Here is a 24,868-nt window from a genome sequence, read left to right as displayed (position 1 = left end):
CCATGGCGACACACACCCAGAACCCGGCCCCTCGGCATACCGAGGAGCAGGGGCGACCGGCTCGCCGACAGAAGCCGGTCGACGCAGTTCCCCTGTGGCTCAAGGCCGTCGGCGTCCTCGTCGCGATCTACCTGATCCTGCCGACCCTGGTGGTGATCCCGATGAGCTTCTCCGCGGGAGCCACCTTCCAGTTCCCGCCGCAGGAGTGGTCGCTGCGCTGGTACGAGAGCTTCTTCACCGACGAGCGGTGGCTGCGGGCACTGAGCAACTCGCTCAAGGTGGCGGTCTCGGTCATGGTCGTGGCCACCCTGGTCGGCACGGCCGCCGCCCTGGGGCTGTCCAAGTCCCGCGGCCGCTGGGCCGAGGCCGTCCGGTCCTTCCTGATGCTGCCGCTGGTCGCGCCCGGCATCGTGATCGCGGTCGTGGTCTACATCGCCTACCTCAACTGGCAGATGGTCGGCTCCTTCTGGGGCTACCTGCTGATCCACACGGCGATGGCGCTGCCCTTCGTCCTGGTCTCGGTGACCGCGAGCCTCAGCGGCTTCGACGCCAACCTGCTGCGGGCCGCGAGCTCGCTGGGCGCCAACCCGCTGCGCGCCTTCTGGCGCGTGCAGCTCCCGCTCATCCTCCCCGGTGTCCTGTCCGGCGCGGTCTTCGCGTTCGTCACGTCCCTGGACGAGGTCGTGGTGGCCCTGTTCATCCGGTCGCCGCTGTTCGAGACGCTCCCGGTCCGCATGTTCAACTCCGTGACGATCGAGATCGACCCGACCGTCGCCGCGGCCTCGTCGATCCTGGTGGTCCTGGCCACCCTGTTCATCCTGACTCCCCAGCTGTTCCGCCTCGTTCGGCGCAAGAAGTAGCACGGAAAGGCACCGCAATGAGCACTGCCACGCACACCCCCCAGGCCTCCTCCATCCAGACGGAGGGCACGCACATCTCGCTGCACGGGGTGACCAAGGACTACGGCCTCGAGCGGCCGGCCGTCGCCGATGTCGACCTGGAGATCGAGGGCGGGGAGTTCGTCTCCTTCCTCGGCCCGTCCGGCTCCGGCAAGACCACGACCCTCAACATGATCGCCGGGCTGGAGACCGTCACCCGCGGCACCGTCAGCCTCGACGGGGTCGACGTCAGCCACCTGCCGGCCTACAAGCGCAACCTGGGCATGCTGTTCCAGAACTACGCACTGTTCCCGCACATGACGGTCGCGCAGAACGTGGCCTACCCGCTGCGCGAGCGCAAGGTCGGGCGCGCCGAGATCAAGGAGCGCGTGGCCGCCGTCCTCGAGCTGGTGCAGCTCACCGGCCGGGAGGCGGCGCTGCCCAGGCAGCTCTCCGGAGGCCAGCAGCAGCGGGTCGCACTGGCCCGGTCGATCGTCTTCAACCCCCGGGCGCTGCTGCTCGACGAGCCGCTCGGCGCGCTGGACAAGAACCTGCGAGCGGCGCTGCAGCTCGAGCTGCGCCGGATCCACCGGGAGGTGGGCTCGACGTTCGTCTTCGTCACCCACGACCAGGAGGAGGCGATGACCCTCTCCGACCGGATCGTGCTGTTCCGCGAGGGCGGCGTCGAGCAGGTCGGGACCCCAGAGGACCTCTACCAGCGCCCCAACACGCTGTTCGCCGCGCGCTTCCTGGGCGACTCCAACACCTTCCGCGTCGTCCCCGGCGCCGACGGCGTGTCCTACGGCGACGTGTCCTGGGCCGCCGTGCCGGACACGGTGGCACCGGGCGTGGCCGGGTCGCAGGCCGCCTATGTGGTGGTCCGGCCCGAGCACATGGAGCTGGCCCAGGACGGGCCGGTGCCGACGGGTGCGCCCTCGACGCGGGTGCGGATCCAGGACGTGGAGTTCGTCGGGTCGTTCCTGCGGGTGGTCGCGCGCAGCACCGACCGTGACGAGCTGATCACCGCCAAGCTCTCGCCGGGCAGCGCGACTCCCGAGGTGGGCACCGAGGTCGACCTGTGGTGGCGACCGGAGTCCCAGCGCATCGTGGTCCCGTGACCGGAGCAGACCCCCTCGCCACCTCCCTCGCGGGCGTGCAGTTCGCCAACCCGGTCTGGGTGGGTAGCTCCGAGCTGACCATGACCCGCGAGGGGATCCTGGCCTGTCTCGGAGCCGGCGCGGGCGCCGTCATCGCCAAGTCGGTCAACGAAAGCGAGGCCGCGCGGCGCCAGCTGGACATCGCGGACTACGCCTTCCTGGACGACCGTCGGGCACGGGTCCCCGCAGCCGCTGCGGACCGCTCGGCGGCCCTGCTGAACCGGTCCGGGCTGGTGCAGCAGTCGCTGGAGGACTGGCTCGCCGTGCTCGAGGAGGGCCGGCGTGCGGCGGACCGGCTCGGCAGCGTCCTCATCGGCAGCATCACGACCGGCGACCCCGCGGCGGCGCCGGAGATCGTGCGCGCCCTCAGCTCGGTCACCGGTCACGTCGAGGTCAATGTGGGAGCCCCGCACGCCCGGGAGGCGGCCGGCGGCGCCGTCACCCAGCTGACGTCGGGGGAGGGCCTCCGCGAGCTCGTCTCGCGGGTGCGGCCGGTCTGCGACGGGCTGCTGCTACTCAAGCTCCCCGACGCCGGGCCACTGACCCCCTCGCTCGTCGAGGCCGCCCGGAGCGCCGGCGCCGACGCGGTCGTGCTGACCGGCCGGCAGCACGGCTTCCTCCCCGACATCGAGACCCTGGACCCGCAGCTGGGGTCCTGGGGGGCCTACAGCTCACCGGCCGCGCTCCCGATGTCCCTGTATGCCGTGAGCAAGGCCTTCGTGCAGACTGGCGGGGAGCTGCCGCTCGTCGGCACCAACGGCGCACGTGACGCGGCCGACGTGCTCCGCTTCGTGCTGAGCGGGGCCCGGGCCGTCGAGCTGGTGACGGCCCTGTGGATCGAGGGGCCGGCCTATGTGTCGACCCTGCTGCGCGACCTCGAGCGGCTGCTGGCCGGCATCCCGGCCGCCGGGCTCGAGCAGGTGGTCGGCGCGAGCGTGGCCCGGTCCCGCGCCTATGCGGACGTCGAGCCGGTCGTCCCACCTGCGCGGCCCTGGGCGCGCTGGTTGGAGCAGGCCGACCCTCCCGGCAGAGCCTGATGCGCGCCCACCTCGTGTACGCCCACCCGGAACCCACCTCGTTCACCGCGGCCCTGTGCGAGGCGGCGCGCGAGGAGCTGGTGCGACTCGGCGCGGAGGTCTCGGTCGCCGACCTGTATGCCGAGGGGTTCGACCCGACGGCCGGCCGGCACGACTTCACCACGGTTGCCGACAGCGAACGCTTCCACTACCAGTCCGAGCAGCTCCACGCCGCGCAGCAGGACGGCTTCGCCCCCGAGCTCGCGCGGGAGCAGTCCCGGCTGGCGGAGGCGGACCTGCTCATCCTGGTGTTCCCGCTGTGGTGGGGCGGCGTGCCCGCCATCCTCAAGGGGTGGATCGACCGCGTCCTGGCCTACGGCGTCGCCTACGAGGACGGTCGCCGGTTCGAGGAGGGCTACTTCAAGGGGCGGCGCTCGCTCCTCGGGCTGACGACGGGCGGTGGGCCTCGCCGGTACTCGCCGGACGGCGTCTACGGCAGCATCGACCAGGTGCTCTGGCCGGTGCAGCGCTGTGTGGCCGAGTACCTGGGCTACGAGACCGCACCACCCTTCGTCGCGTACGGCGCCCCGCGCGCCCAGGACGACGAGCGCAGGACCTACCTGGAGGAGTGGCGCGCGGCCGTGCGCGACGCCGGCATGGCAGCTCGCGGCAGCCCCGGGACGCCGCGAGCTGCCGGCTGCCGGCAGCGGTTCACAGACCGGCTGGAGCACCCCCGGCTGACCGGGCGGCAGGGGACGGGGTCACCCGAGGATCTCGTCGGCCGCGCGGCGTCCGGAACGAATGGCGCCGTCCATGTAGCCGTTCCAGACGGAGGAGGTCTCCGCGCCCGCCCAGTGGATACGGCCCACGGGCTCGGCCAGGGCCGTGCCGTACTGCGTCCAGGCGCCGGCGCCCAGTCGTCCGCCGTAGCAGCCGCGGGTGAACTCCTCAGTCGTCCAGTCCTGTTCGACGATGTCGAACGGCTCCGCCGCCTTCGGTCCGAAGTACCTCACCAGGGTATCGACCACGGTCTGCGGCGGTCTGCGGCGCTCAGCGCACTGGCGTTGCGGGCGTGGGAACCCTCCAGGAAGCCGACCAGCACCCCGCACGACCCGTCGTTCGGACTGTTGTCGAGGACGACGTTGAACGCGTCGTCGAAGCTCCACACGGAGCCGCTCAGTCCGTCCTCGCGCCAGAAGGGTGTGTCGTAGCCGATGTGGAACTTGATGACGGCCCCGGCCGGCATCTGCTGGGTGAGCCCGTCACGCAGTGCGGGCAGGGGCGGGACGTACCGCAACCGCCCGGCCAGGGTCTGGGGTACGGCGACGATGACGTGCTCGGCCCTGATGCTGCCACCCTCGTACTCGACCAGCACGCCCGTCTCGTCCTGCCGGATGGTCCGGACCACGCAGCTGAGCCGGACCACGTCGTCGCCCAGCTCTGCGGCCATGCGCTCGGCGATCTGGTGGGTCCCGCCGACGACCCGCGACTCCTGGGCCCCTCCGGTGGTGCTCATGAGCGACTCCAGGCTGGTGCCGGACCTGATGTAGAAGAGGAAGTGGAGGAGGGAGAGCTCGGGCGCCTCGGCAGAGAACAGTGCCGGGACGAGGAGCCGGAAGAAGCGTCGAGCGAGGCTGTCCTCCGAGTTGCTGACGAGCCACGAGTCAAGGGTCTGCCGATCCAGCTCCTCGGCCCCGTCGGTCTCCCACGGCTCCTCGACCGCCACCGTTGAGGCCAGGTCCTCGAGCTGCTCCCAGAGACGGGTGACCTCAGCGGCCGACTCGGGTGGCAGGCCGTAGGTGTCGTCTGCGTAGCGGACGACGTTGCCGTCGTACACGGTCAGGGCCTCGCCCCGGTCGAAGCTCGGGAAGGTCTCCAGTCCGAGCTCGTCGATGAGCTCACGCACCACGTCCTGCGTCGAGCCGATCCACTGTCCGCCCAGCTCCACCGGCACGCCGTTGCTGAGGAAGCCTCCCTTGGTGCGGCCCGCGACGCGGTCACGCGCCTCGAGCACGACCGTGCTCCTGCCCGCTCCGACCAGCCTGCGGGCGGCGCTGAGGCCGGCCAGGCCGGCGCCGATGACGACGACGTCCACATCACCCATCGTGAGGCCCTCCCACGGTCAGTTCGCGTCGAGCACGGTGAGGTCGCGCCCACGGGCGGCCGACTCGATGAGGTTGTCCCCAGCCAGCGCGTCCCCGGACGTCACGGCGTCGGTCCAGGCGCTCGTCGTGGTGACCGCGGTCCAGTTGGAGTTCAGGACGGCCATGATCGTCTCGTGCACCTGCTGTGCCGGCGCAGAGCCCGCGGAGTTCACGATGTCGATGGCGCCGGTGGCATCCGAGAGCACCTCGACGGTGAGGCCCAGGGGCTCGGCCGCGGCGGTGGACCCGAGGACGCAGTTGTTCGTCATGTAGCCCACGAGGGTGATCGTGTCGATCTCGCGCTCGCGCAGCCAGTCCTCCAGGCCCGTGCCGGCGAAGATGCTGGCGTAGGACTTCGTGAAGCGGTGTGCCGCGCTCTCGGCGCGCTGCGCGATCTCGGGGTGCAGCTCGAACGTCGGCGACTCCGGTGCGAAGACGGGGAACCCAGCGGGTGCCTGGTGCTGCACGACGACGGTCGGGACACCGGCCTGCTCGGCGGCGTCCATCGCCTCGGCGATGCGGGCGAGTGACTCGTCCCGTGCGGGGTACTGGATCTGCAGCAGTCCTTCGAAGTACTCCTGCTGGGCGTCGATGACGATCAGGGCGCGGCGGGGTGCGGACATGGGGATCTCCTCTGGTTGATGCGGTCAGGTGGGACTCGGCGGGTGCCGAGGGGAATCAGGGGTTTGCGGGCATGCCGTAGTGCTCGGCGAGAAGGGCGATCGTGCGTTCGTCCGCGCCGCGGGAGTGGGAGCCGAGCACGACCATGACCTCATCGACACCGGTCTGCTCGTGAAGCTCCTCGAGTCGGCGGGCCGCCGTCTCTGCCGTGCCTGCATAGGCGCGGTCCGTGTAGGTGTCGAGGACCGCGCGCTCCTGTGCCGTTGCCGGGTGTGCGGCGACCTCTTCCGGCGAGAGGAGCGTGTACGGCTCTCGCTTGAACATACGCAGCATCGCCATGGCCGAGGTCGAGGCCTCACGCCTGGCGTCGGTGGCGTCCTCGGCGACCACCGCGCTCACACTCACCAGTGAGTGCGGGTGCTCGAGCACCTCCGAGGGGGTGAAGTTCTCACGGTAGATGCGCATGGCCGTGGTGATGTCGGCGTCGCCGAACTGTAGGGCGAAGGCGTAGGGACGACCGAGGTGCGCGGCCAGGTGCGCGGAGTAGGGCGAGGAGCCGAGGATCCACACCTGCGGGTTCGTCGCCGGGGCCGCCACCCGGTTCTGCGCGGCCTGCCACGGACCGGGCACGGCGTGGACGTCGTGGAAGGGGTGGCCGGATGGGAAGTCATCGGCGAGGAAGCCCAGCAGCTCGGCGACCTGCTGCGGGAAGGTGTCGTTCGCCCCGGCTCCCCGACGCAGGGCGGCAGCTGTGGCGTTGTCGGTGCCGGGAGCCCGCCCCAGCCCGAGGTCGATACGCCCTGGCGCGAGGGCGTCGAGCATCCCGAACTGCTCCGCGATCACCAGCGGGGCGTGGTTCGGCAGCATGACCCCACCGGCGCCGAGCCTGATGCGTTCGGTGTCGGCGGTGAGGCGGGCCAGCATCAACGGCGGAGAGGCGACCGACAGCGCGGGCATCGCGTAGTGCTCCGACATCCAGAACCGGTGATAGCCGTGGCGGTCCGCAGTGCGCGCGAGGCGGATGGTGTCCGCGAGCCCTTCCTCGGCAGTGTGGCCCACGCCGGGGCCGCCCCCGGTGTGCACGGACAGGGCAAACGGGGCAGACCCGAACGTCGGAACAGAGTGCAAACCAAAACCTCACGTCTCATGGCAATCAGCGTGTTTTCGCGTGAGTCCACAGCGTAGCAGGAGATCACGGTAAATCGCCACTGATGCCATGAGGTCCGTGATCTGGGGTCGCGACGTCACCCCGCGGGAGTCCGCCCGGCCGCACCCCTCGCCGATGTGCAACACCGGGGTGCGTTCCGGCATACTCCGAGTGTCCTCACCTCCGCGGGAGGACTCCTGATCACCATCGGGATGGGGCCTCCTGACCCTTCGGTGAAGGCCCCGGTGCGTGACGGGTCGGACTACGCGAGCCGGCCCGTCACGCAGCCGAACACGGCCGCGCCACATCAGTGCGAGCGCGTGACCAGGGTGCTTTGCCTTTTCTTGGTGCGTGGCTGATACTGCTCTGACGTTCCCAGCGCAGTGACCGAGAGGAATCGTCTCGTGACCGAGGCACTCACGACCAGCACCGTCTCTGGCTATGACGAGAGGGTCCGCGACGCGCGTGATGCTGCCTTGGAGGTGCTGGAGCGGACGTTCAGCTTTGGTAGTGGCCCGTTCGGTGCCACGACGGACACCGGGCAGTACCTGGCTGTCGACGAGCGGGCGACGGTCGTCGAGGGGACGCTCGCTGCGACTCTGTACGACAGGGACGACAACGAGCTCGCCGACGTCTCACTCCTGGTCACCGTCACACCATCGGGCACAACCCCGGAGTAGCCGAACCCCCGAGGGCCCACAAGGGTGCCATCGGGCTGCAGGGTGACGTGGTGCGCTCGGCGGGACTTGAACCCGCACACCCGAAGGCACAGGAACCTAAATCCTGCGTGTCTGCCAGTTCCACCACGAGCGCGTCGACCCCGATCGTATGCTGTCCGCCGCGCCAACAGGCACGGCACCCGAGCGTTCCGCTCGGCAGGTCGCCCGGTGAGGGAGGGGCGTGTCTGGTCCCGGAGTGCACGAGGGGGATGGTGCGGCACCCCGCGCGGGAGTAGCGTTCTCCCGTGGCAGCCCGCCCGCCCGCACCCGGGCAGGAGATCCGCTTCACCCGAGGCGTCGATGACGTGCGCCTCGCGTGGGCGGTGCACGGCGCAGGGCCGCCGCTCCTGGTGAACTCGTGCTGGCTCAGCCACCTCCAGTACTACTGGCAGAGCCCCGTCTGGCGCCACTTCCTGGAAGCCCTCGGCGCCATGGCCACGACGGTGCGCTACGACGAGCGCGGCTTCGGCCTCAGCGACTGGGACATCGCCGACTTCTCGCTCGGGGCGCGAGTGCGGGACCTGGAGATCATCGCCGACCAGCTGCCCTTCGACCGGTTCGCCCTGATGGGCATGTCGGCCGGTGCCCCCGTGGCGATCGCGTATGCCGCTCGCCACCCGGGGCGGGTCAGCCGTCTGGTCCTCTATGGTCCGGTCCTGTCCGGCTGCTTCGCCGGGAGGGGCCAGGACGAGGCGGTCGAGCAGGCGCTCCTCGCGGCGATCCGCGCCGGCTGGGGCGGCCAGGAGCCGCAGTTCCGCCGGTTGTTCACCTCCTTCCTGATCCCGGCGGCGAGCGAGGAGCAGATGACCTGGCTCGATGAGCTGCAGCGCATGTGCACCTCACCGGCCAACGCGGTCGCCAGCAGGGTCGCCCGCCACGGCATCGACGTCCGGGACGCGATGACGGCCGTGCGCGCGCCGACCCTGGTCCTCCACGCCCGCGGTGACCTGTCCGCACCGTTCGACCACGGGACCGAGGCGGCCGCGCTGATCCCCGGTGCCCGGCTCGTGCCGCTGGACTCGCGCAACCACATCCTGCTCGGGGACGAACCGGCCTGGCCGGTGTTCCGGCGGGAGGTCGAGCAGTTCCTCGCCGGGGACCGACAGCCCCTGGAGGGACCCACGGTCCGGCTGCCGGTGCTCACCGCACGCGAGCAGGACATCGTGCGGCTGGCCGCGGAGGGGCTGGACAACCAGCAGATCGCCGCGCGTCTCGTGCTCAGTGTCCGCACCGTCGAGCGCCACCTGCAGAACGCCTACCTCAAGGCCGGGCTCACCGGTCGCACGGCGCGGACCGCCCTGGTGTCCCGCTACCTCTCCGGCCGCGAGCTCGTCGGCTGAGGCCTACGCGTCCACCGCCAAGCCCGGCCGGCCGACGGGGCGGATCTGCGCGTCGGCGCCGATCCGCGGCTCCCGCGTCCCTCCCTAGCGTCGGAGCAGGCGCCCGCACCCTGCGGGCCACCACAGAGGGAGCAGACCATGACCACCACCAACGTCCACGAGGCCGCGCTGGCCACCTTCGGTGCCGACGACCAGGCGGGGCGCGGGGCCCCGAAGGTCCACGCCGAGCTGGCCAACGGCCGGGCCCGGCTGTCTGCCGGCCCGTTCAACTGGGACGCCGACCTGCCCGCCGTCGTGGGCGGCGGCAACCAGGCCCCCAGCCCCACGGCATACCTGCTCGGGGCGCTCTCCGCCTGTGCCGTCGCCTTCACCCACGACACCCTGGCCTCCGAGTTCGGGGTGGCCATCGAGAGCCTGTCCGCCGACGCGAGCTGCACCGCCGACGTGGCCGGGCTGGTCGGCCTGCCCGGGCGCGACCCGCGGCTGCTCGACCTGAGCCTGACCGTGACGATGGCCGCCTCGCCGGCGGAGTCGGTCGCCCGTCTGCAGGCCGCCTGGGAGGAGCGGTGCCCGATCTACCTGGCTCTGGGAGGACCCGAGAATGTGCAGGTCACCTGGGTGTCACCCGAGTGAGGGAGACTGGTGGGGTCGGTCGGCAGGCCGGCCCGCACCAGGAGGTGACACGCATGAGCGACTTCCGGCTCGAGCGGATCGGGGTGGTGCCACAACGTGGGCCGGGCCCCGGGGTGTGGAGGAGTCTGACCGTGCTGCTGGCCGTCGCCTGCGCCGTGCTGTCGTTCCTGCTGGTCCGGGCCCAGGCCGAGGACGGCTTGGGCCCGACGCGTTCGGCGGAGTCGACGGCGGCGCTGGCCTGCCGGGTGCTGGCCGAGATAGAGCCCGACGGGATCGTCGACCCGGCCAGGGCGGACGGTTACCTCGCCCTGTCCCGGCTCAGTCTGGCGACCGAGCTCGCCTGGCTCGCCTTCCTGCAGGACGACTCCTACGGCGCCTGGCGCGCAGAGGTCGAGGCCCCGCGGTTCGAGTTCGCCCAGACCTTCAGTCCTGACAGCGTGGAGTTCACCCGGGCGCTGGACCAGGCGCGGGAGGCCTGCGCCGACCTGCCCCACGCGTGAGCGCTCCGGGGTGAGGGCGCGCGCCGCCGCCCTGGTGCGTTGCGGTGCCGGTGCCATCCGTTAGTATTGGGAATCATTCTCAGTAGATAGTGCGGAAGGAGCACAGATGAACGCGCCGGGGACGGACCGATGAGGACGCCGACCTACCTGGTGACCGGGTTGCACGCGGAGGCCATGATCACCGCCACGCTCCGGTTGCAGCTCGAGCTGCCGGAGGCGGTGGTGGTCCGCCACGAGGTGCGCCGGGCCGAGGGCTGCCTGGTGCGCACGATCAGCGACCTCACCGGTGTGCTGGAGCGCGAGGTGGTGCCGCTGGAGCACGCCTGCACCAGCTGCGCGGTCCGGGAGGACATCCTGCCCACCATCGAGCGGCTGGCCGGCCTCGCCCGGTGGCCGGTGGTCGTGAGCCACCTGCCGGTGGCCGCGGACGGACTGGCCGTATGCCGTGCGCTGCGGCGGGTGCAGAGCCTCGCCCCGAGCGCCCGGGTCGCCGGGGTGGTGTGCGCGGTGCACGGTCCGGACGCCCTGTCGGACCTGCTCGGGGACGACCTGGTGGGAGAGCGGCTGCCGCAGGAGTGCGCGGGTGACCAGCGCGGGGTGGCCGAGCTGCTCGCCGCGATGGTCGAGCACGCAGACCGGGTCTGCGTGGCGGGCGAGGTGTCGGACGAGGCGGAGGACCTGCTGCGGCTCCTGGCGCGGCCGGGCGTGCCGCTCGCCCCGGACTGGCCCGGGCTGGGCCACGAGGAGCTGCTCCGCGGCGTCCACGACCACGGAGCCTCAGAGCGCTGGATCGCCGAGGTGCCCCAGGGGCCGGCGCGCGATGCCGAGGGGAGTCACGCCTGGCGCCTGGAGCTGACCACGCGGGTCCCGCTGCACCCGCAGCGGCTGCGGGAGGACATCGGGGGTCTGGGTGGCGGGCGGCACCGCAGCCGCGGCTGCTTCTGGCTGGCCAGTCGGCCCGGTCAGGTCGGTGTGTGGGACGGCGCAGGGGGCCAGCTCAGCATCGGCGTGACCGGCACCTGGGCGCGGGACAGGCCGGTCACCAGGGTGCTGGTGACCGGCCTGCTGGAGGACGATGTGCGGGACGACCTGCGGGCGGCCTTCGCCGACCTGCAGCTCACCCGCGAGGAGCTGCGTGACCGCGGTCCCTACTGGGAGGTGCCCAGCGACGGGCTCGAGACCTGGCTGGGCCCGACCCCCAGGGCCGCCTGACGGCATACCGCCGGGTGGCTCACCCCAGGTCGACGCCCAGCTGCTTGGCCAGCATCGCCACGTGCCCGGTGGCCTTGACGTTGTACCTCGCCAGCTCGACCGTGCCCTCCTCGTCGACCACGATGGTCGAGCGGATCACGCCGGTGACGGTCTTGCCGTAGAGCTTCTTCTCACCGAAGGCGCCGTAGGCCGTGAGCACCGACCTGTCCTCGTCGGCGAGCACGGGGAAGGTCAGCGACTCCTTGTCGGTGAACGTCGCCAGCTTCTCGGGGGAGTCGGGGGAGACCCCGACGACGGCGTAGCCGTGCTGCTGCAGCACCGCCAGGTTGTCGCGGAAGTCGCAGGCCTGGGTCGTGCAGCCGGGCGTCATCGCGGCCGGGTAGAAGTAGATGATCAGCTTGCGGCCGCGGAAGTCGCCGAGGGACACCTGGTCGCCGGTGGCGTCGGGCAGGGTCCAGTCCGGTGCCTGCTGTCCGGGTTCGAGCCGGGGCATGTCGTCTCCTGAGGTCTCGGGTGGGGTTCTGCGTTATCGTCTCAGGCGACCGTGGACATCAGCGAAAGGCGTGCAGAGATGGCCGACAAGAAGGCACCGACTCGCTCTCAGAAGGAGATCGAGGCCGAGCTGGCCGCCAACCGCGTCCGACTGGCCCGGACCGTCGACGAGCTGGCCTTCCGCGTCAGCCCCGCCGAGCTCAAGCGCCGTCAGGTCGAGTCGCTGAAGGCCAGTGCCAACCGCGCCGTCTTCAACGAGCACGGCGAGCCGCGCTACGACCGTCTCGCCACCGGACTCGTCGCCGTCGCCGGGGTGGCCATCGTGCTGGGCCTGGCCCGGCGCATCTTCTACAAGGGGTGACCCCCTGATCGTCGACCGGGCGGTCTATCGCGAGGGCCTCCGTCACGAGTGCGGCGACCTCAGCGACGATCTCGCCAGTGTCCGCGCCGGCGACCCCCACGACTTCCTCTGGATCGGCCTGAAGGACCCGACCGACGCCGAGTTCGCCGTGGTCAACGACGAGCTGGGGCTCCACCCGCTGGCGGTCGAGGACGCCGTCTCCGGTCGGCAACGGGTCAAGATCGAGCGCTACGGGTCGACGGTCTTCGCCGCCGTCAAGACGTTGGCCTACATCGAGGCGACCTCCGACATCGAGACCGGCGAGATCATGGTCTTCGTCGGGGACCGCTTCGTGGTGACGGTGCGCCGAGGTGACGTGGCCCCGCTCGCACCCGTGCGGCGTCTGCTGGAGGCCGACCCCCAGCACCTCGCGGCCGACGGCGCGGCCGGCGTGCTCCACGCCGTCCTGGATGCCGTGGTGGACACCTATGTGGAGATCGACCGCGAGGTGGCCGCCGACCTCGACGACATCGAAGAGGCGGTCTTCGGCAGCAACGACCCCGCGCACTCCGGCGCGATCTACCGGTTGAAGCGCGAGGTGCTGGAGTTCCGCCGGGCCGCCGCACCCCTGACCCACCCGGTCTCCTGGCTCGCCAGTGAGGAGGGGCCGATCGGGTCGGCCGAGCTGCGACTGCGCTTCCGTGACGTGAGTGACCACCTGATCCGTGTCGCCGACCACGTCGAGACCTACGACCGGCTGCTCGCCGACATCTTCAACGCCCACCTGGCGCAGATCTCGATCCAGCAGAACAACGACATGCGCAAGATCTCCGCGTGGGTGGCCATGGCGGCGGTGCCGACGATGGTGGCCGGGATCTACGGCATGAACTTCGACCACATGCCCGAGCTGCACTGGACCCTGGGCTACCCGCTGGTGCTGGGCCTCATGGCGGTGGCCTGCCTGCTGCTCTACCGAGCGTTCCGCCGCAGCGGCTGGCTCTGACATCCTGGGCCGGTGGACAGGGAGGATCTGGTCCGGCTGCGCCGGGTGCGTGACCTGATCGACCGGGAGTATGCCGAGCCGCTGGACGTCCCGCGGCTCGCCCGGGAGGCGCTCATGTCCGTGGGCCACTTCCAGCGCAGCTTCAAGGAGGCGTTCGGGGAGACGCCGTACTCCTGGCTGATGACCCGTCGGGTCGAGCGGGCGATGGCCCTGTTGCGCTTCGGCGACCAGAGCGTGACCGACGTCTGCATGGCCGTCGGCTTCACGTCCCTGGGGTCGTTCAGCGCCAGGTTCACCGAGCTGGTGGGGGAGACCCCGAGCGCCTACCGGGCGCGCGGCCACGACGAGCTGGTCGGCATCCCGGGCTGCTTCGTCAAGCACGCGACGCGGCCCACACGCAGCCGGTCAGGATCGGAGAAGCGCGAGGAGCGTGACGCGCCCTAACGTGGCGCACATGGAAACCACCCAGGCCACGAGCCCGATCCTCAACAACTGCTTCGTGATCGTCGACGACGTCGACGCCGCGATGTCCTTCTATCGCGACGCCATCGGCCTGGAGGTCAACCAGGACGTCTCCCAGGGAGACTTCCGGTGGCTCACCTTCACCCCGCCCAACCAACCCGACATCGAGATCGTGATCCAGGACTACCGGGCGTTCGGTGTGCCGATGAGCGAGGACGACAAGGCCGCCGTGGCCGACCTGATGGCCAAGGGTGTCCTGTCCTCGCTCGTGTTCGAGGTGGGCGACGTCGACGCGCTCTTCGAGCAGGTGCGGGCCACCGGTGCCGAGGTGCTCCAGGAGCCGGCCGACCAGTTCTACGGCGTGCGCGACTGTGCCTTCCGGGACCCGGCCGGCAACATGATCCGGTTCAAGACGCCGCTGGCCGCGCCCGGGGCCTGAGATGTGCTGGCCGGGGCGGGCGAGGACGCTAGCCGACCCCGACGTGCTCGGGGCAGTCGACGCGCAGGTCCCCGCGCGCAAGGTCCATGGCCAGGAGCGTGCAGTGGTGCCGACCCGGCACCAGCTCCTTGTGGAAGCGGCAGGTCAGGCAGGTCCGCGCCACCGTGATCACCCCGGCGTCGACGAAGCCGGCGATGAGTCCGAGCAGCGACCGGAGCGTGTCCTCCTGGGCAGTCGGGTCGAGTGCGGCGACCGCATCGCGTAGCGGGCCGTCGACCTGCTGGAGCTCCGTCGCGAGAGCCGCTCCTCGGGGCGCCAGCTCGACCACCCTGCGTCGGGCATCGGCCGGGTCGCGCCGCCGGGCGAGCAGACCCTTGCGCGCGAGAGTGTGCACCGCATCCGTGACCGTGGGCTGGCTCACCGCGAGCTCGCGCGCCAGCTGGCCGACCACCGGCTCGGGCGGGGCCCCGTCGGCGACGACGCGCAGCAGGTCGAGCTGCAACGGGGTCAGGCTGTGTCGCTCCGCGACCGTCTGGCGGTGCGCCCGCTGGGCGCGGGCCAGCCGGTCCAGGGCAGCGACGATCCGGCCGGGCAGGTCAGCGGGGCGGTCGCCGGAGGTCACCACATCTGCGGACTGTACGGGCGTGCCCACAACGCCACGGACAGGACGACAGCCTTGAACCACGCCTGGTGCTGCGCCTCGACCTCCGCGGGGTCGGCCCCCTCGACCTCCAGGAACGGCCGGACCGTCAGGGTGATCGGCACCGCGAGGGCGATGAGGTCGCGCAGGGCGACGTGCGACGCGGGGGAGTCCACGTGGTCGGTGCGGCTCTTGGACGTCGTGTGCCGCAGCGCGATCTCCTCCTGGTAGGCCAGCCACTGGGCGTTGTGCTCGCGGGTGCAGAGGTCGGTGATCCAGAGCCCGAAGCGCTTGCGCACCGCAGCGAGGTAGTCGGCGTCGGGCTCGCCGTCGGCACCGGCGAAGGCCGCCACGAGGTGCGGGTTCCCGGCGACGAAGCCGTACCAGACGTCGAGGATCGCCTCGGTCTGCGGCGCGAGGACCTCGCCCGCGCGCCGGAGGGCCGCGGCGTCGTCCTCGGTCCACAGCACGGACGCGTGGAGGGCCGCGAGCTCCTCCGCGGAGACGGGTGACGGCGGCAGGTGGCGGGAGTCGTGGGTGTAGCCGGCTGGTGCGTCGGTCGATGTCTCAGACATTGCTGCTCCTCGGTGAGGTGATCGCCAGATACCCATAGGACTCCTATCTATCCCTGCTGTCAAGGGTCCGGTGCCCGCAGCCGGAAAACCGGTCGTCCCGGCTCGTGGTGGCGGCTACGGTCGCGGCATGCCCGACTCCGTGTTCGACGACCCCCGCCTCGCCCCGCTCTACGACATCCTCGACCCCGACCGCAGCGACCTGGACACCTACCTGGCCATCGCCGACGAGATCGGCGCCCGGTCGGTCCTGGACGTCGGCTGCGGGACCGGCACCCTCGGCATACTCCTGGCCGAGCGTGGGATCGAGGTGACCGGCGTGGACCCGGCCGGTGCCAGTCTGGACGTGGCCAGGAGCAAGCCGTATGCCGAGCGGGTCACCTGGATCCACGGCGACGCCACCACCCTGCCGCCGCTGCAGGTGGACCTGGCCACGATGACCGCCAACGTCGCCCAGGTCTTCCTGACGGACGAGGACTGGGCTGCCACCCTGGCCGGGGTGTACGCCGCTCTTCGGCCGGGCGGGCACCTGGTCTTCGAGACGCGGGTGCCGGCCGTGCGCGCCTGGGAGGGCTGGACGCCCGAGCGCACACGCGCCACGACGGACGTGCCCGGTCTCGGACCGGTGACCGAGTGGATGGAGGTCACCGACGTCCGGGAGGACCCCCTGCTGGTGAGCTTCACCGCCCACAACGAGTTCCCGGACGGGGAGGACGTCGTGTCCACCTCCACGCTGCGGTTCCGCTCGCGCGAGGAGCTGGACGCCTCGCTGGGCAGGGCCGGGTTCGACGTGCGCGAGGTGCGGGACGCGCCCGACCGGCCGGGGCGCGAGTGGGTCTATCTCGCTCACCGCCCGTTGTCCACCGCGTGATCTGTAGGTCTCGCCCGGAGGCCCGAGCGGGCTGGAGCCGGGGGAGGTCCACCTCGTCCCTGAGTCTCAGGTCAGCTCGTCATCAACCCATGTCGGGCGCGCGACGCGCAGCCCGGCCAGCGTGAGCACGACGCCGCTGGCCATCAGCAGCAGGAGCACGATCGTCCAGCCGCCGGTGGCCTGGTAGAGGAGGCCGACCACGAAGGGCCCGATCGCGGCCAGCACGTAGCCCAGTGGCTGCACGAACCCCGACAGCCGGGCCGTGACCTGCGGGTCGCGGGAGCGGGCGGTGATCATCGTGATGGCCGTGGGGAAGGCAAACCCGGACACCCCCAGGATCATCGCCCAGAGCCAGGGCGCCGTCGCCGGCGCCAGCAGCAACCCACCGTTGCCGATCACCAACAACACACCGAAGCCGTACATCCACGGCTTCAGCGACGGAGAGCGCGCGATCACCGTGGGCATCATCAGGGCGCCGATGAGCGTGAGTGAGGTCAGGAGGGACATGAGTATGCCGGCGTACCCGGCGGAGAGGCCCGCGTCCCGGTAGATCTGGGGGAGCCACCCGAACTGGATGTAGGCGTTCATCGCCTGGATGCCGAGGAGCACCGCAAGGGCGATCGCGGTGGGGGAGTTGGCGATCCGTCCCGGACTCGCTGCTCGCGTCCGCGACCCGCGCCCTCCGGGAGTCTGCCGCTCGCGCAGGGCGATGAGCCCCCAGGGCACCGCCGCTGCCAGCGCGACGATCCCCCACGAGCCCAGGGCCGCGCGCCACCCCAGGCCGGAGGCGGCGCTGACGGGGGCCACGAGCGCGGCAGCCGCGGCACCACCGAGGGTCAGGCCGACGCTGTAGACCGTCATCAGGCGGACCCCCCCGTCGGTCGAGTGCCGCTTGATCCAGGCGGGCACCAGCACGTTGCCGATCGCGGCGCCGCCCAGGGCAAGTGCGGACAGCAGCAGGAACAGGAGGGTGCTGTCGATCGCGGCCCGCGCGACCAGACCCACGACCACGGCGAGCAGCCCCAGGAAGATGCCTGTCGTCATACCGACCCGTCGGGCGAGCAGCACGGCGACGGCCCCCACGGCACCGAAGCAGAGCCCCGGCAGTGCGGTGACGAACCCTGCGGTGCCGGTGCTCATGCCGAGTCCGGCCATGACCTCCTCCAGCACCGGTCCGACCGACGAGGCGCCCGGCCGCAGGTTGATCGCGATCAGGATGGTGGCGACGAGGGCGAGGCCGGCGCCGACAGGACGGGCGCGGCCGGCGTGCTCAGCCGGAGTCGTCACTCCGCATCGAGGTGCTTGACCACGCGGGCGGGGTTGCCGACCACGACGACACTGCCCGGCACGTCCCTGGTGACAACCGACCCGGCCCCGACCACCGCGTTGTCGCCGATGGTGACGCCGGGCAGCACGATGGCGCCGCCGCCGATCCAGACGTTGTCCCCGATGGTGATCGGCGAGGCCGCCTCCAGCCCGTCGCGGCGCGGACCGGGCTCCACGGGGTGCCACGGGGTGAGCAGCTGGACGTGGGTGGCGATCTGGCAGCTGCGTCCGATCGTGATCGGGGCGACGTCCAGGGCGGTCAGCCCGTAGTTGACGAAGGTGCCCTCGCCGATGCTGATGTTGCTCCCGTAGTCGACCCACAGCGGTGGCCTGACCTCCACGCCGTCGCCCACCTCACCGAGCAGCTCGCCCAGGACGACCCGTGCCGCGTCGCGGTCCTCCACGTAGGCGTTCGCGTAGTCGACCGCCAGCTGTGTGGCGCGGTAGGTGCCCTCGTCGATGCGCGGGTCGTCCGCGCTGTAGAGGTCACCGGCGGTCATGCGCTCGTAGTTGGTGCGGTCGTCTCCGGCGAAGTGGTCGGTCACACGGCCCAGGCTAGCCGCGCAGGTCGGTGGGGCTGATGGTGGCGGTCAGCGCGGCGCCGTAGGCGCGGTAGCCCTCGGTGGTGGGGTGGAAGGCGGCGCCCGGGGGCGCGATCGCCCCGTGCAGCCAGGGGTCGTCGGCGTTGACCCCGTGGCCCTCGAACCGTGAGGTGACGTCCACGAACCCGAAGCCGTGAGCCACGGCCCGGTCCGCGATCACCTGGTTGAGCAGGTCGGCGGCGTCGTTGGCGGCCTGCTGCTCGGCGACGGACATGAGCAGCCCCGGCGCCTGGGGGACCGTGTAGTCACCGGAGCCGGGCGAGAACAGGTGGGCGTAACCGGTCACCACCACGTGCGCGTCGGGCGCGGCCGCGGTGACCGAGGCGAAGGCGGTGTCCAGCACGGCGGGCAGCGCGCCCGCGATCAGACCCTCGACCGCCGCGATCTGGGCCAGACAGGTCGCGTCGTCGACCACCAGACAGACCGCGACGGTCTGGCTCCAGGGGATGTCGTTGCCGCCGATCGTCAGGGTCACCAGGTCGGTGTCTGCGTCCAGGGCGCCCAGCTGCATCGCCAGGCTGTTGCCCGAGGGGCCCGCCGTGGCGCCGGGGACGGCGGCGAGGTCGTCGAGGGCGATCTGCATCCGTCCGTCCAGGACCTCGGGATAGGCGGCGCCGTCAGGGGCTCCCGACCCGGCGGCATACGAGTCGCCGATCGCGTCGTAGGTGACGGCGGTCGGGGCGGCCGACGCCGGCCCGACCGCGACCAGCAGGGGCAGGAGCAGACCGGTGGTGGCTGCCAGGGACGTCATCGTCCGGGAGGAGGGGTTCATGCCAAGCCAGCGTATCGCCCTCCGGACCCCCTGCACAGGGGGAAGATCGCCCCCGGGATGGCGGCCAGGGGTGGACGGCAACGGCGTGGTCCGGTAGGACTGCGGCGTGGAGTTCTCCTGCACCGGACCGGTCATCGAGTGGCGCGGGCCGGCACCGTTCTGGTTCCTCGCGATCCCCCCGGAGGAGAGCGAGGACATCAAGGAGGCGGCGCGCGGCCTGGAGTACTGGGGGCAGGTCGCCGTCGAGGTCCGCATCGGGCAGACCGACTTCCGCACCGCCCTGTTCCCCAGGGAAGGGTGCTACCTGCTGCCCCTGCGCGTGGCGGTCCGCAGGGCAGCCGGCATCGAGCCCGGCGACCGGGTCACCGCGTCCATGACCCTGGCCGAACGACGCGTGTGACCATGCCGGCACGGCACCGGTGAGCAGGCAGTGACCTGGCCGCGGCCCGCGCTCGCCATCGACGTGGGAGGTCAGCCGACCTCGTCGCGCGCCGCCACGAAGGCCGCCACACACGCTCGGACGTCGTCCTCGGAGTGCGCCGCGGACAGCTGCACCCGGATCCGAGCCTGCCCCCTGGGCACGACGGGGAAGGAGAACGCGATGACGTAGACACCCCGGTGCAGCATCGCGTCGGCGATCTCCGTGGCCTTCCGGGCGCCGTCCTCACCGGGGAACATCACCGGCACGATCGGGTGCTCACCCGGCAGCAGGTCGAAACCGGCGTCGGTCATCAGCGACCGGAACAGCTCGGCGTTGGCCCGCAGCCGGGCCCGGGGCTCGTCGGAGTCGCGGGCGATCTCCAGGGCCCTGGCCGACCCGGCGACCACCGACGGGGCCACGGCGTTGGAGAACAGGTAGGGGCGCGCGCGCTGCTTGAGCAGGTCGACGATCTCCTGGTGGGCGGCCACGTAGCCGCCGGAACCGCCACCCAGGGCCTTGCCGAGCGTGCCGGTGAGGATGTCCACGCGGCCCATCACGCCACAGTGCTCGTGCGAGCCGCGCCCGCCCTCGCCGATGAAGCCGGTGGCGTGCGAGTCGTCCACCATGACCATCGCGCCGAACTCCTCGGCGAGGTCGCAGATCTCCTCCAGCGGCGCCAGGTAGCCGTCCATCGAGAACGCCCCGTCGGTCACGACGACCGTGCGGCGCGCGTCGGCGGCCGCCTCCAGCTGGGCGCGCAGGTCGGCCATGTCCCTGTTCCTGTAACGGAAGCGCTGCGCCTTGGACAGCCGCACCCCGTCGATGATCGAGGCGTGGTTGAGCTCGTCGGAGATGATCGCGTCCTCGGGCCCGAAGAGCACCTCGAAGATGCCGCCGTTGGCGTCGAAGCAGGAGGGGAACAGGATCGCGTCCTGCGTGCCGACGAAGTCGGCGATCGTGCGCTCCAGGTCGCGGTGCTGGGCCTGGGTGCCGCAGATGAACCGCACCGAGGCCATCCCGAAGCCCCACTCGTCCAGCGCCGCGTGGGCGGCCGCGACGACGTCCGGGTGGTCGGCCAGACCCAGGTAGTTGTTGGCGCAGAAGTTCAGCGCCTCCGCCTTCAGGTCGTCCGCGGTCTTCGTGGTGACGTGGGAGGACTGTGGCGAGGTGAGCTCCCGCTCGACCTTGAACAGTCCGGCGTCCCGGATCGACTGCAGCTCGTCTGCGAGAGCCTGCTTCACGGCATACATCTGATCAGCTCCAATCCATGATGACCTTGCCGACCTCGCCCGTCCGGGCCGCGGCGAAGGCGTCGGCCCACTGCTCCGCGGGGAAGCGGTGGGTGATGACGGACCGGATGCGCTCGCGGAGCTCCTCGGAGGTCTGCAGCATGAACGTCATCCGGTACCAGGTGTCGTACATCTCGCGGCCGTAGATCCCCTTGATCGTGATCATCCGGGTGATCACCGGCCCCCAGTCGATCGCGAACGGCTCCTTGGGGAGGCCGAGCAGGGCGACCTTGGCGCCGTGGGTGGCGTTCTCGATCATCTCCGCCAGGGCGCTGGGGGAGCCGGACATCTCCAGGCCCACGTCGAACCCCTCGGCCATGCCCAGCTCGGCCTGCACCGGGCGCACCCGTTCCCGCGAGACGTTGACCACGCGGTCGGCGCCGGCCGCGGTCGCCAGGCCCAGCCGGTAGTCGGACACGTCCGTGACCACGATGTAGCGGGCGCCGATGTGCCGGGCGATCGCGGTGGCCATGACCCCGATGGGCCCGGCGCCGGTGATCAGCACGTCGTCGCCGGACATCGGGAAGCTCAGGGCGGTGTGCACCGCGTTGCCCAGGGGGTCGAAGACCGCGCCCAGGTCGGGGTCGATGTCATCGGGCTGCTCCCACACGTTGGTCGCGGGGACGACGACGTAGTCGGCGAAGGCGCCGTCGCGGTTCACACCCAGGTTGGAGGTCTGGACGCACATGTGCTGCCGGCCGGCCCGGCAGTTGCGGCAGCGCCCGCAGATCACGTGCCCCTCGGCCGAGACCCGCATGCCGACTCGCAGGTCGTACTTCCCGTCGCCGGTCGCCACACCCTCGCCCAGCGCGACGATCTCGCCGTAGAACTCGTGCCCGACCGTGAGCGGCGGCTTGAGCATGCTGGCGGCCCAGTCGTCCCAGGACTCGATGTGCAGGTCGGTGCCGCAGAGGCCGGCGCGGAGCACCCGGATCTTGACCTCACCCGGACCGGCCTCGGGCTCGGGGACGTCGATGAGCTCGAGGCCGGGACCGGCGGTGGTCTTGACGAGGGCGCGCATGGGGTCCATCCTGACGCACGCCGTCCTCGATTTCCGACTCGCCCCACGGCGGTGCTAAAGTTCCTCGCTGTTGCGCCATTAGCTCAATCGGTTAGAGCAACTGACTCTTAATCAGTGGGTTCGGGGTTCGAGTCCCTGATGGCGCACCACCAGATCCCCGTCCGGAGCACTCCGGGCGGGGATCTCTCGTATGCCGTGCCCGTCACCTGGTGTCGTCCGGCGGCTCCTGTCCCTACGGCCACACCCTGTCGGACGGCGCCCCTGCCCAACCTTTGGCAGACTGGCGAACTGGACCCGACACCGACTCCAGGAGGGTTTGCCCAGTGAGTCCCGAGCCGAGCGCTCCCGCCAAGGTCAGTCTGTGGGCCGTGTTGAAGCGCACGGTGGCCGAGTTCAGCGATGACGGCGCCACCGACCTCGCTGCGGCGCTGACCTACTACAGCGTGCTGTCGCTCTTCCCGGCGATCCTGGCGCTCACCTCGCTGCTCGGTGTCTTCGGGCAGGGGCCGCAGACCACCCAGGCGCTGCTGGACGTGGCCCTCGACATGGGTGCCACGGAGAAGCAGCTGGAGCCCATCCAGGGCTACATCACGGGCCTGCAGGAGACCGGCGGTGCCAGCATCGCCCTCTTCATCGGTCTGGCGGGCGCCCTGTGGGCCGCCTCCAACTACGTCAACGCCTTCTCGCGGGCGATGAACACGATCTTCGACGTCCGGGAGGGGCGCCCGGTCTGGAAGCTGCGCCCCGTGATGGTGCTGATCACCCTGGTGGTGCTCCTGCTGGTGGTGGTCGTGGCCCTGTCGCTGGCCCTGTCCGGGTCGGTGGCCTCCGCCGTCTTCGGGGTCATCGGGCTCAGCGAGGAGGCCACGATGGTGTGGGGTCTGGCCAAGTGGCCGGTGATGTTCCTCATCGTCGTGCTGGCCATCGGACTGCTCTACTGGGGCACACCGAACCTGAGGCGCAGGTTCCGCTGGTTCAGCCCGGGCGCGCTGGTGGCGATCGTGGCGATGGTGATCGCTGTGGCCGGGTTCGGCTTCTACGTCTCCAACTTCGGCAACTACGGGGCGACCTACGGTGTGATGGCCGGCGCGATCCTGATGCTCCTCATGCTGTGGGTGATCAATGTGGCCCTGTTGTTCGGCGCGGAGTTCGACGCCGAGTTCGAGCGCGGCAGGGAGCTGCGCGCCGGCCTGCCGTCCGAGGAGGAGCTCCAGCTGCGCCCGCGCGACGACCGCCAGCTGATCAAGAAGTCCGAGAAGCGCCAGGAGATCATCGAGGAGAACCGGCGCATCCGCATGGGGGCCTCTCGTGAGCACACCAGACGGGACGGACCCAGCCAGACTTAGCCAGGATCCGACGTCGCTCCGGAGGTGTTCGATGGAGACGATGCCGGGATCGGTGCCATGTTCTCTGGCGGGTCCGATGCGTGAGGGGCCTGCTGCCGATGACCTCGCCCTGCTCACCTCCGACCGGCCCCTGCCCGACCTCCGTCTGGAAGGGGTGCGGACGCTCGGGGCTGGTCGCCCGGACGTGCCACGTCACGAGGTCGGGGGGGCCTCCGGAGCCGTCGCGATCAGGTGCCGCGAGCCGTCGAGCAGGAGCGCCGCGCCGAGCGTCGTGAACCGGACGGGCACGACGATCCGCCCCTCGCCGTCGGGGGCGTAGGCCTGGGCGACCGCGCCGGTCATGATGTTGTGCGCCCGGACCGTGTCCCCGACGCGAAGGTAGACGAAGGCGCCACCCAGGCCCACGACCGTCGTGTCCGCGTCGACCGAGAGGGACCAGAGCTCCGTGCCGTCGGGGCTCAGGGCCTGCAGGTTGGCCCCGTCGTGCCGGATCGTGTTGCCCGTCGTCGAGTCCACCCACGTGCCCTCCTCCTCGCTCACCTCGGAGCCCGCCTGCGGGCCGGGGGGTGCGACCGGGCCCCAGACCGGCTCTCCGGTCTCGAGGTCGTAGCCGCTGACGGTGGACCCGCCGTCCGCGGGCTCAGTCGGCTCGGTGTCGGGCAGGACGGCGAGGGTGCGGCCGTCGGCGCCGGTCCTGATCGAGAAGTCGGTGCTGCCGGCTGGGCGGTCGGCGGCCCACAGCACCTCTCCGTGGACGTCGACCGCGGTGAACTCCAGGCTGCCGTCCTCGTGCTCGGTCGCGCCGAGGAAGATGCCGTCCGCGTGCTGCGGCGGGAGGTCCCAGCCGGGGTCGACGACCGTGAGCCCCTCGAAGGACAGCGGGAGCCACAGCTCGGAGGTGTCCACCTCGGGGAGAGTGCCATCCGACGGGTGCGGGTCACGCTGCAGCTCGCGCGCCTGCACCGGTTGCTGCGAGCTCGCTGACTGTGTCGGCTCGGTGGAGCTGCAGGCGCCCAGGACCAGCAGGCCGGCGGTTAGCCCGGCGACGACCGGGATGGCCCTCACGGTGCCTCGCTCCCCTTCACCGGCTCCCGGCGGCGCGCCCAGACCACGAGGACCAGTCCGGCGAGCACCAGCACCGCCGCGGCGTCCAGCAACGGGTTGGCCAGCACCGAGGACGCCTCCTGCAGCCAGGCCTGCGCCTCATAGGGCAGCAGCTCTGGTGCGCCGACCAGCCCGTTGGTCGTCCAGAACAGGACTCCGACGGCGATGATCAACAGACCCGTCAGGACCGAGGTGGTGTGCAGCTCGCGCCCGAGCACCGGGAACGTCCGGCCACGCAGGGCCGTCCGGCCGCCGACACCGAGACGTTGCCAGAGGGCCGCGATGAGCAGCAGGGGCACCACCATGCCGGCGCCGTAGACGGCCAGCAGGCCGCCTGCGGACACGGCGTCCCCGCGGGCTGCTGCCAGCGTCAGGACCGCACCGAGGATCGGGCCGGCGCAGAACCCGGCGACACCGCCGGCGGCGCCGAGCAGCAGGGTCTTCACCAGCCCCGTCGTCGTGGCAGCCCGCGTCTGCAGCTGGTGGCCACCGGGCAGCAGCCGCGCGGGGTCGAACCCGAGGCCGAGCACCTGGACGACGCCCAGTACGACCAGCAGGATCGAGGAGCCGAGGACGATGGCCTGCCGGTGGGTGACGAAGAGGGACCCCAGGGCACCGGCTCCGACGCCGAGCGGGACGAGGACGAGGACGAGGCCGACATAGAACACCGCCCCGTGCAGGAGCAGTCGCGGCCCGGCCCCGACGGTGGAGCCGAAGAACGCCGGCAGCAGCAGTGCGGCGCACGGGCTGAGTAGGGCGAGCACCCCGCCCAGGAAGGCGCTGACGAGTCCGATGTCCACG

Annotated in this window: 29 protein-coding genes, 2 tRNA genes and 1 pseudogene; 17 read left to right on the top strand and 15 right to left on the bottom strand. The window is 71.3% G+C overall.

All coding sequences use genetic code 11. The features are described from left to right. Positions 1 to 2 precede the first annotated feature (2 nt). From DA085_RS18785 to DA085_RS21735, 4 genes and pseudogenes are all read left to right on the top strand, one after another. Complete coding sequence (locus DA085_RS18785) at positions 3 to 860, top strand: ABC transporter permease (protein ID WP_109474513.1); 858 nt, start codon at positions 3 to 5, stop codon at positions 858 to 860. A 17-nt stretch (positions 861 to 877) separates the two neighbouring features. Continuing rightward, entirely contained in the window at positions 878 to 1,996 is a 1,119-nt protein-coding gene (locus tag DA085_RS18780; protein WP_109474512.1) for an ABC transporter ATP-binding protein, read from the top strand. After that, positions 1,993 to 3,072, top strand: coding sequence for a hypothetical protein (locus tag DA085_RS18775; RefSeq protein WP_161958557.1), 1,080 nt, complete (start codon positions 1,993 to 1,995; stop codon positions 3,070 to 3,072). Before DA085_RS18780 ends, DA085_RS18775 begins: the two co-directional genes overlap by 4 nt. After that, positions 3,072 to 3,677: pseudogene (locus DA085_RS21735) on the top strand (NAD(P)H-dependent oxidoreductase); the annotation flags it as partial. The gene DA085_RS18775 and the pseudogene DA085_RS21735, both read left to right, overlap by 1 nt. A 135-nt stretch (positions 3,678 to 3,812) precedes the next feature. Here the strand turns inward: DA085_RS21735 and DA085_RS22060 are convergent. From DA085_RS22060 to DA085_RS18755, 4 genes are read right to left on the bottom strand one after another with little or no spacing between them, the layout of a single operon-like run. Next, positions 3,813 to 4,064 (bottom strand): flavin monoamine oxidase family protein, encoded by a 252-nt coding sequence (locus DA085_RS22060; RefSeq protein WP_419866524.1) that lies wholly within the window; start codon positions 4,062 to 4,064, stop codon positions 3,813 to 3,815. After that, complete coding sequence (locus DA085_RS18765; RefSeq protein ID WP_109474509.1) at positions 4,061 to 5,155, bottom strand: flavin monoamine oxidase family protein; 1,095 nt, start codon at positions 5,153 to 5,155, stop codon at positions 4,061 to 4,063. The genes DA085_RS22060 and DA085_RS18765 overlap by 4 nt, the downstream gene beginning before the upstream one ends. 18 nt (positions 5,156 to 5,173) lie before the next feature. Continuing rightward, positions 5,174 to 5,818, bottom strand: a complete 645-nt coding sequence (locus DA085_RS18760) for a cysteine hydrolase family protein (RefSeq protein ID WP_109474508.1) — start codon at positions 5,816 to 5,818, stop codon at positions 5,174 to 5,176. Positions 5,819 to 5,873: 55 nt separating this feature from the next. After that, positions 5,874 to 6,944, bottom strand: coding sequence for an LLM class flavin-dependent oxidoreductase (locus DA085_RS18755; RefSeq protein ID WP_202619314.1), 1,071 nt, complete (start codon positions 6,942 to 6,944; stop codon positions 5,874 to 5,876). Between the two features lie 423 nt (positions 6,945 to 7,367). Here DA085_RS18755 and DA085_RS18750 point away from each other — a divergent pair, with 423 nt between their 5' ends. Beyond that, complete coding sequence (locus DA085_RS18750; RefSeq protein WP_109474506.1) at positions 7,368 to 7,643, top strand: hypothetical protein; 276 nt, start codon at positions 7,368 to 7,370, stop codon at positions 7,641 to 7,643. Between the two features lie 48 nt (positions 7,644 to 7,691). On the opposite strand, the gene DA085_RS18745 is transcribed toward DA085_RS18750, so the two are convergent. Next, a tRNA-Leu gene (locus tag DA085_RS18745) sits at positions 7,692 to 7,776 on the bottom strand. Positions 7,777 to 7,927: 151 nt separating this feature from the next. Here DA085_RS18745 and DA085_RS18740 point away from each other — a divergent pair. The 4 genes from DA085_RS18740 to DA085_RS18725 all read left to right on the top strand — a co-directional run bounded on the left by DA085_RS18740 (position 7,928) and on the right by DA085_RS18725 (position 11,367). Continuing rightward, positions 7,928 to 9,022: an alpha/beta fold hydrolase gene (locus tag DA085_RS18740; RefSeq protein WP_109474505.1), complete on the top strand. Its 1,095-nt coding sequence runs from the start codon at positions 7,928 to 7,930 to the stop codon at positions 9,020 to 9,022. A gap of 138 nt (positions 9,023 to 9,160) precedes the next feature. Next, entirely contained in the window at positions 9,161 to 9,655 is a 495-nt protein-coding gene (locus DA085_RS18735) for an OsmC family protein (RefSeq protein WP_109474504.1), read from the top strand. A gap of 53 nt (positions 9,656 to 9,708) precedes the next feature. Next, on the top strand, positions 9,709 to 10,155 hold the full coding sequence (locus DA085_RS18730; protein WP_109474503.1) for a hypothetical protein: 447 nt from the start codon (positions 9,709 to 9,711) through the stop codon (positions 10,153 to 10,155). A 129-nt stretch (positions 10,156 to 10,284) separates the two neighbouring features. Continuing rightward, positions 10,285 to 11,367, top strand: a complete 1,083-nt coding sequence (locus DA085_RS18725; protein ID WP_109474502.1) for a GTP-binding protein — start codon at positions 10,285 to 10,287, stop codon at positions 11,365 to 11,367. 19 nt (positions 11,368 to 11,386) lie between these two features. Here the strand turns inward: DA085_RS18725 and bcp are convergent, their stop codons facing one another. Continuing rightward, entirely contained in the window at positions 11,387 to 11,860 is a 474-nt protein-coding gene (bcp, locus tag DA085_RS18720; RefSeq protein WP_109474501.1) for a thioredoxin-dependent thiol peroxidase, read from the bottom strand. 78 nt (positions 11,861 to 11,938) lie between these two features. Here bcp and DA085_RS18715 point away from each other — a divergent pair, with 78 nt between their 5' ends. Genes DA085_RS18715 through DA085_RS18700 form a run of 4 tightly spaced genes read left to right on the top strand, consistent with a single transcriptional unit; the run spans position 11,939 to position 14,103 of the window. After that, a complete protein-coding gene (locus DA085_RS18715) occupies positions 11,939 to 12,220 on the top strand; it encodes a DUF3618 domain-containing protein (RefSeq protein WP_109474500.1) in 282 nt (93 codons plus the stop codon). 4 nt (positions 12,221 to 12,224) lie between these two features. Beyond that, positions 12,225 to 13,202, top strand: coding sequence for a magnesium/cobalt transporter CorA (gene corA, locus DA085_RS18710; RefSeq protein ID WP_109474538.1), 978 nt, complete (start codon positions 12,225 to 12,227; stop codon positions 13,200 to 13,202). Between the two features lie 12 nt (positions 13,203 to 13,214). Then, positions 13,215 to 13,646 (top strand): helix-turn-helix transcriptional regulator, encoded by a 432-nt coding sequence (locus DA085_RS18705; RefSeq protein WP_109474499.1) that lies wholly within the window; start codon positions 13,215 to 13,217, stop codon positions 13,644 to 13,646. Between the two features lie 10 nt (positions 13,647 to 13,656). Then, positions 13,657 to 14,103, top strand: coding sequence for a VOC family protein (locus DA085_RS18700; protein ID WP_109474537.1), 447 nt, complete (start codon positions 13,657 to 13,659; stop codon positions 14,101 to 14,103). 28 nt (positions 14,104 to 14,131) lie between these two features. Here DA085_RS18700 and DA085_RS18695 read toward each other — a convergent pair whose 3' ends face one another. Both DA085_RS18695 and DA085_RS18690 read right to left on the bottom strand, forming a co-directional pair. Next, positions 14,132 to 14,728, bottom strand: a complete 597-nt coding sequence (locus DA085_RS18695) for a MarR family winged helix-turn-helix transcriptional regulator (RefSeq protein ID WP_161958556.1) — start codon at positions 14,726 to 14,728, stop codon at positions 14,132 to 14,134. After that, on the bottom strand, positions 14,722 to 15,318 hold the full coding sequence (locus DA085_RS18690; RefSeq protein WP_109474497.1) for a protoglobin domain-containing protein: 597 nt from the start codon (positions 15,316 to 15,318) through the stop codon (positions 14,722 to 14,724). The genes DA085_RS18695 and DA085_RS18690 overlap by 7 nt, the downstream gene beginning before the upstream one ends. 127 nt (positions 15,319 to 15,445) lie before the next feature. Between DA085_RS18690 and DA085_RS18685 the strand changes: the two genes are divergently transcribed. Beyond that, on the top strand, positions 15,446 to 16,186 hold the full coding sequence (locus DA085_RS18685) for a class I SAM-dependent methyltransferase (protein ID WP_109474496.1): 741 nt from the start codon (positions 15,446 to 15,448) through the stop codon (positions 16,184 to 16,186). Between the two features lie 66 nt (positions 16,187 to 16,252). Here DA085_RS18685 and DA085_RS18680 read toward each other — a convergent pair whose 3' ends face one another. From DA085_RS18680 to DA085_RS18670, 3 genes are read right to left on the bottom strand one after another with little or no spacing between them, the layout of a single operon-like run. Then, on the bottom strand, positions 16,253 to 17,473 hold the full coding sequence (locus DA085_RS18680; protein WP_109474495.1) for an MFS transporter: 1,221 nt from the start codon (positions 17,471 to 17,473) through the stop codon (positions 16,253 to 16,255). Next, complete coding sequence (locus tag DA085_RS18675) at positions 17,470 to 18,012, bottom strand: sugar O-acetyltransferase (protein ID WP_109474536.1); 543 nt, start codon at positions 18,010 to 18,012, stop codon at positions 17,470 to 17,472. Before DA085_RS18675 ends, DA085_RS18680 begins: the two co-directional genes overlap by 4 nt. Before the next feature lie 55 nt (positions 18,013 to 18,067). Further along, positions 18,068 to 18,886 (bottom strand): SGNH/GDSL hydrolase family protein, encoded by an 819-nt coding sequence (locus DA085_RS18670; RefSeq protein WP_202619313.1) that lies wholly within the window; start codon positions 18,884 to 18,886, stop codon positions 18,068 to 18,070. A 106-nt stretch (positions 18,887 to 18,992) separates the two neighbouring features. Between DA085_RS18670 and DA085_RS18665 the strand changes: the two genes are divergently transcribed. After that, positions 18,993 to 19,286, top strand: a complete 294-nt coding sequence (locus DA085_RS18665; protein ID WP_109474494.1) for a DUF1905 domain-containing protein — start codon at positions 18,993 to 18,995, stop codon at positions 19,284 to 19,286. Positions 19,287 to 19,357: 71 nt separating this feature from the next. Here DA085_RS18665 and DA085_RS18660 read toward each other — a convergent pair whose 3' ends face one another. Further along, positions 19,358 to 20,557 (bottom strand): glycine C-acetyltransferase, encoded by a 1,200-nt coding sequence (locus DA085_RS18660; protein WP_109474493.1) that lies wholly within the window; start codon positions 20,555 to 20,557, stop codon positions 19,358 to 19,360. A 4-nt stretch (positions 20,558 to 20,561) separates the two neighbouring features. Next, positions 20,562 to 21,617, bottom strand: coding sequence for an L-threonine 3-dehydrogenase (gene tdh / locus DA085_RS18655; RefSeq protein WP_109474492.1), 1,056 nt, complete (start codon positions 21,615 to 21,617; stop codon positions 20,562 to 20,564). Between the two features lie 72 nt (positions 21,618 to 21,689). Here tdh and DA085_RS18650 point away from each other — a divergent pair. Both DA085_RS18650 and DA085_RS18645 read left to right on the top strand, forming a co-directional pair. Next, positions 21,690 to 21,766 (top strand) — tRNA-Lys (locus DA085_RS18650). Positions 21,767 to 21,985: 219 nt separating this feature from the next. Further along, the gene (locus DA085_RS18645) at positions 21,986 to 22,963 is read left to right on the top strand and encodes a YihY/virulence factor BrkB family protein (RefSeq protein ID WP_161958555.1); all 978 of its coding nucleotides are present in this window, start codon (positions 21,986 to 21,988) and stop codon (positions 22,961 to 22,963) included. A 192-nt stretch (positions 22,964 to 23,155) separates the two neighbouring features. On the opposite strand, the gene DA085_RS18640 is transcribed toward DA085_RS18645, so the two are convergent. Together DA085_RS18640 and DA085_RS18635 are read right to left on the bottom strand one after the other, a co-directional pair. After that, entirely contained in the window at positions 23,156 to 24,028 is an 873-nt protein-coding gene (locus DA085_RS18640; protein WP_109474490.1) for a hypothetical protein, read from the bottom strand. After that, positions 24,025 to 24,867 (bottom strand): cytochrome c biogenesis CcdA family protein, encoded by an 843-nt coding sequence (locus tag DA085_RS18635; RefSeq protein WP_109474489.1) that lies wholly within the window; start codon positions 24,865 to 24,867, stop codon positions 24,025 to 24,027. Before DA085_RS18635 ends, DA085_RS18640 begins: the two co-directional genes overlap by 4 nt. Position 24,868: the final 1 nt, after the last annotated feature.

It is taken from the genome of Ornithinimicrobium cavernae (assembly GCF_003121625.1).
Classification (GTDB): domain Bacteria; phylum Actinomycetota; class Actinomycetes; order Actinomycetales; family Dermatophilaceae; genus Ornithinicoccus; species Ornithinicoccus cavernae.
This window is presented reverse-complemented; position numbering and strand designations above follow the sequence as displayed.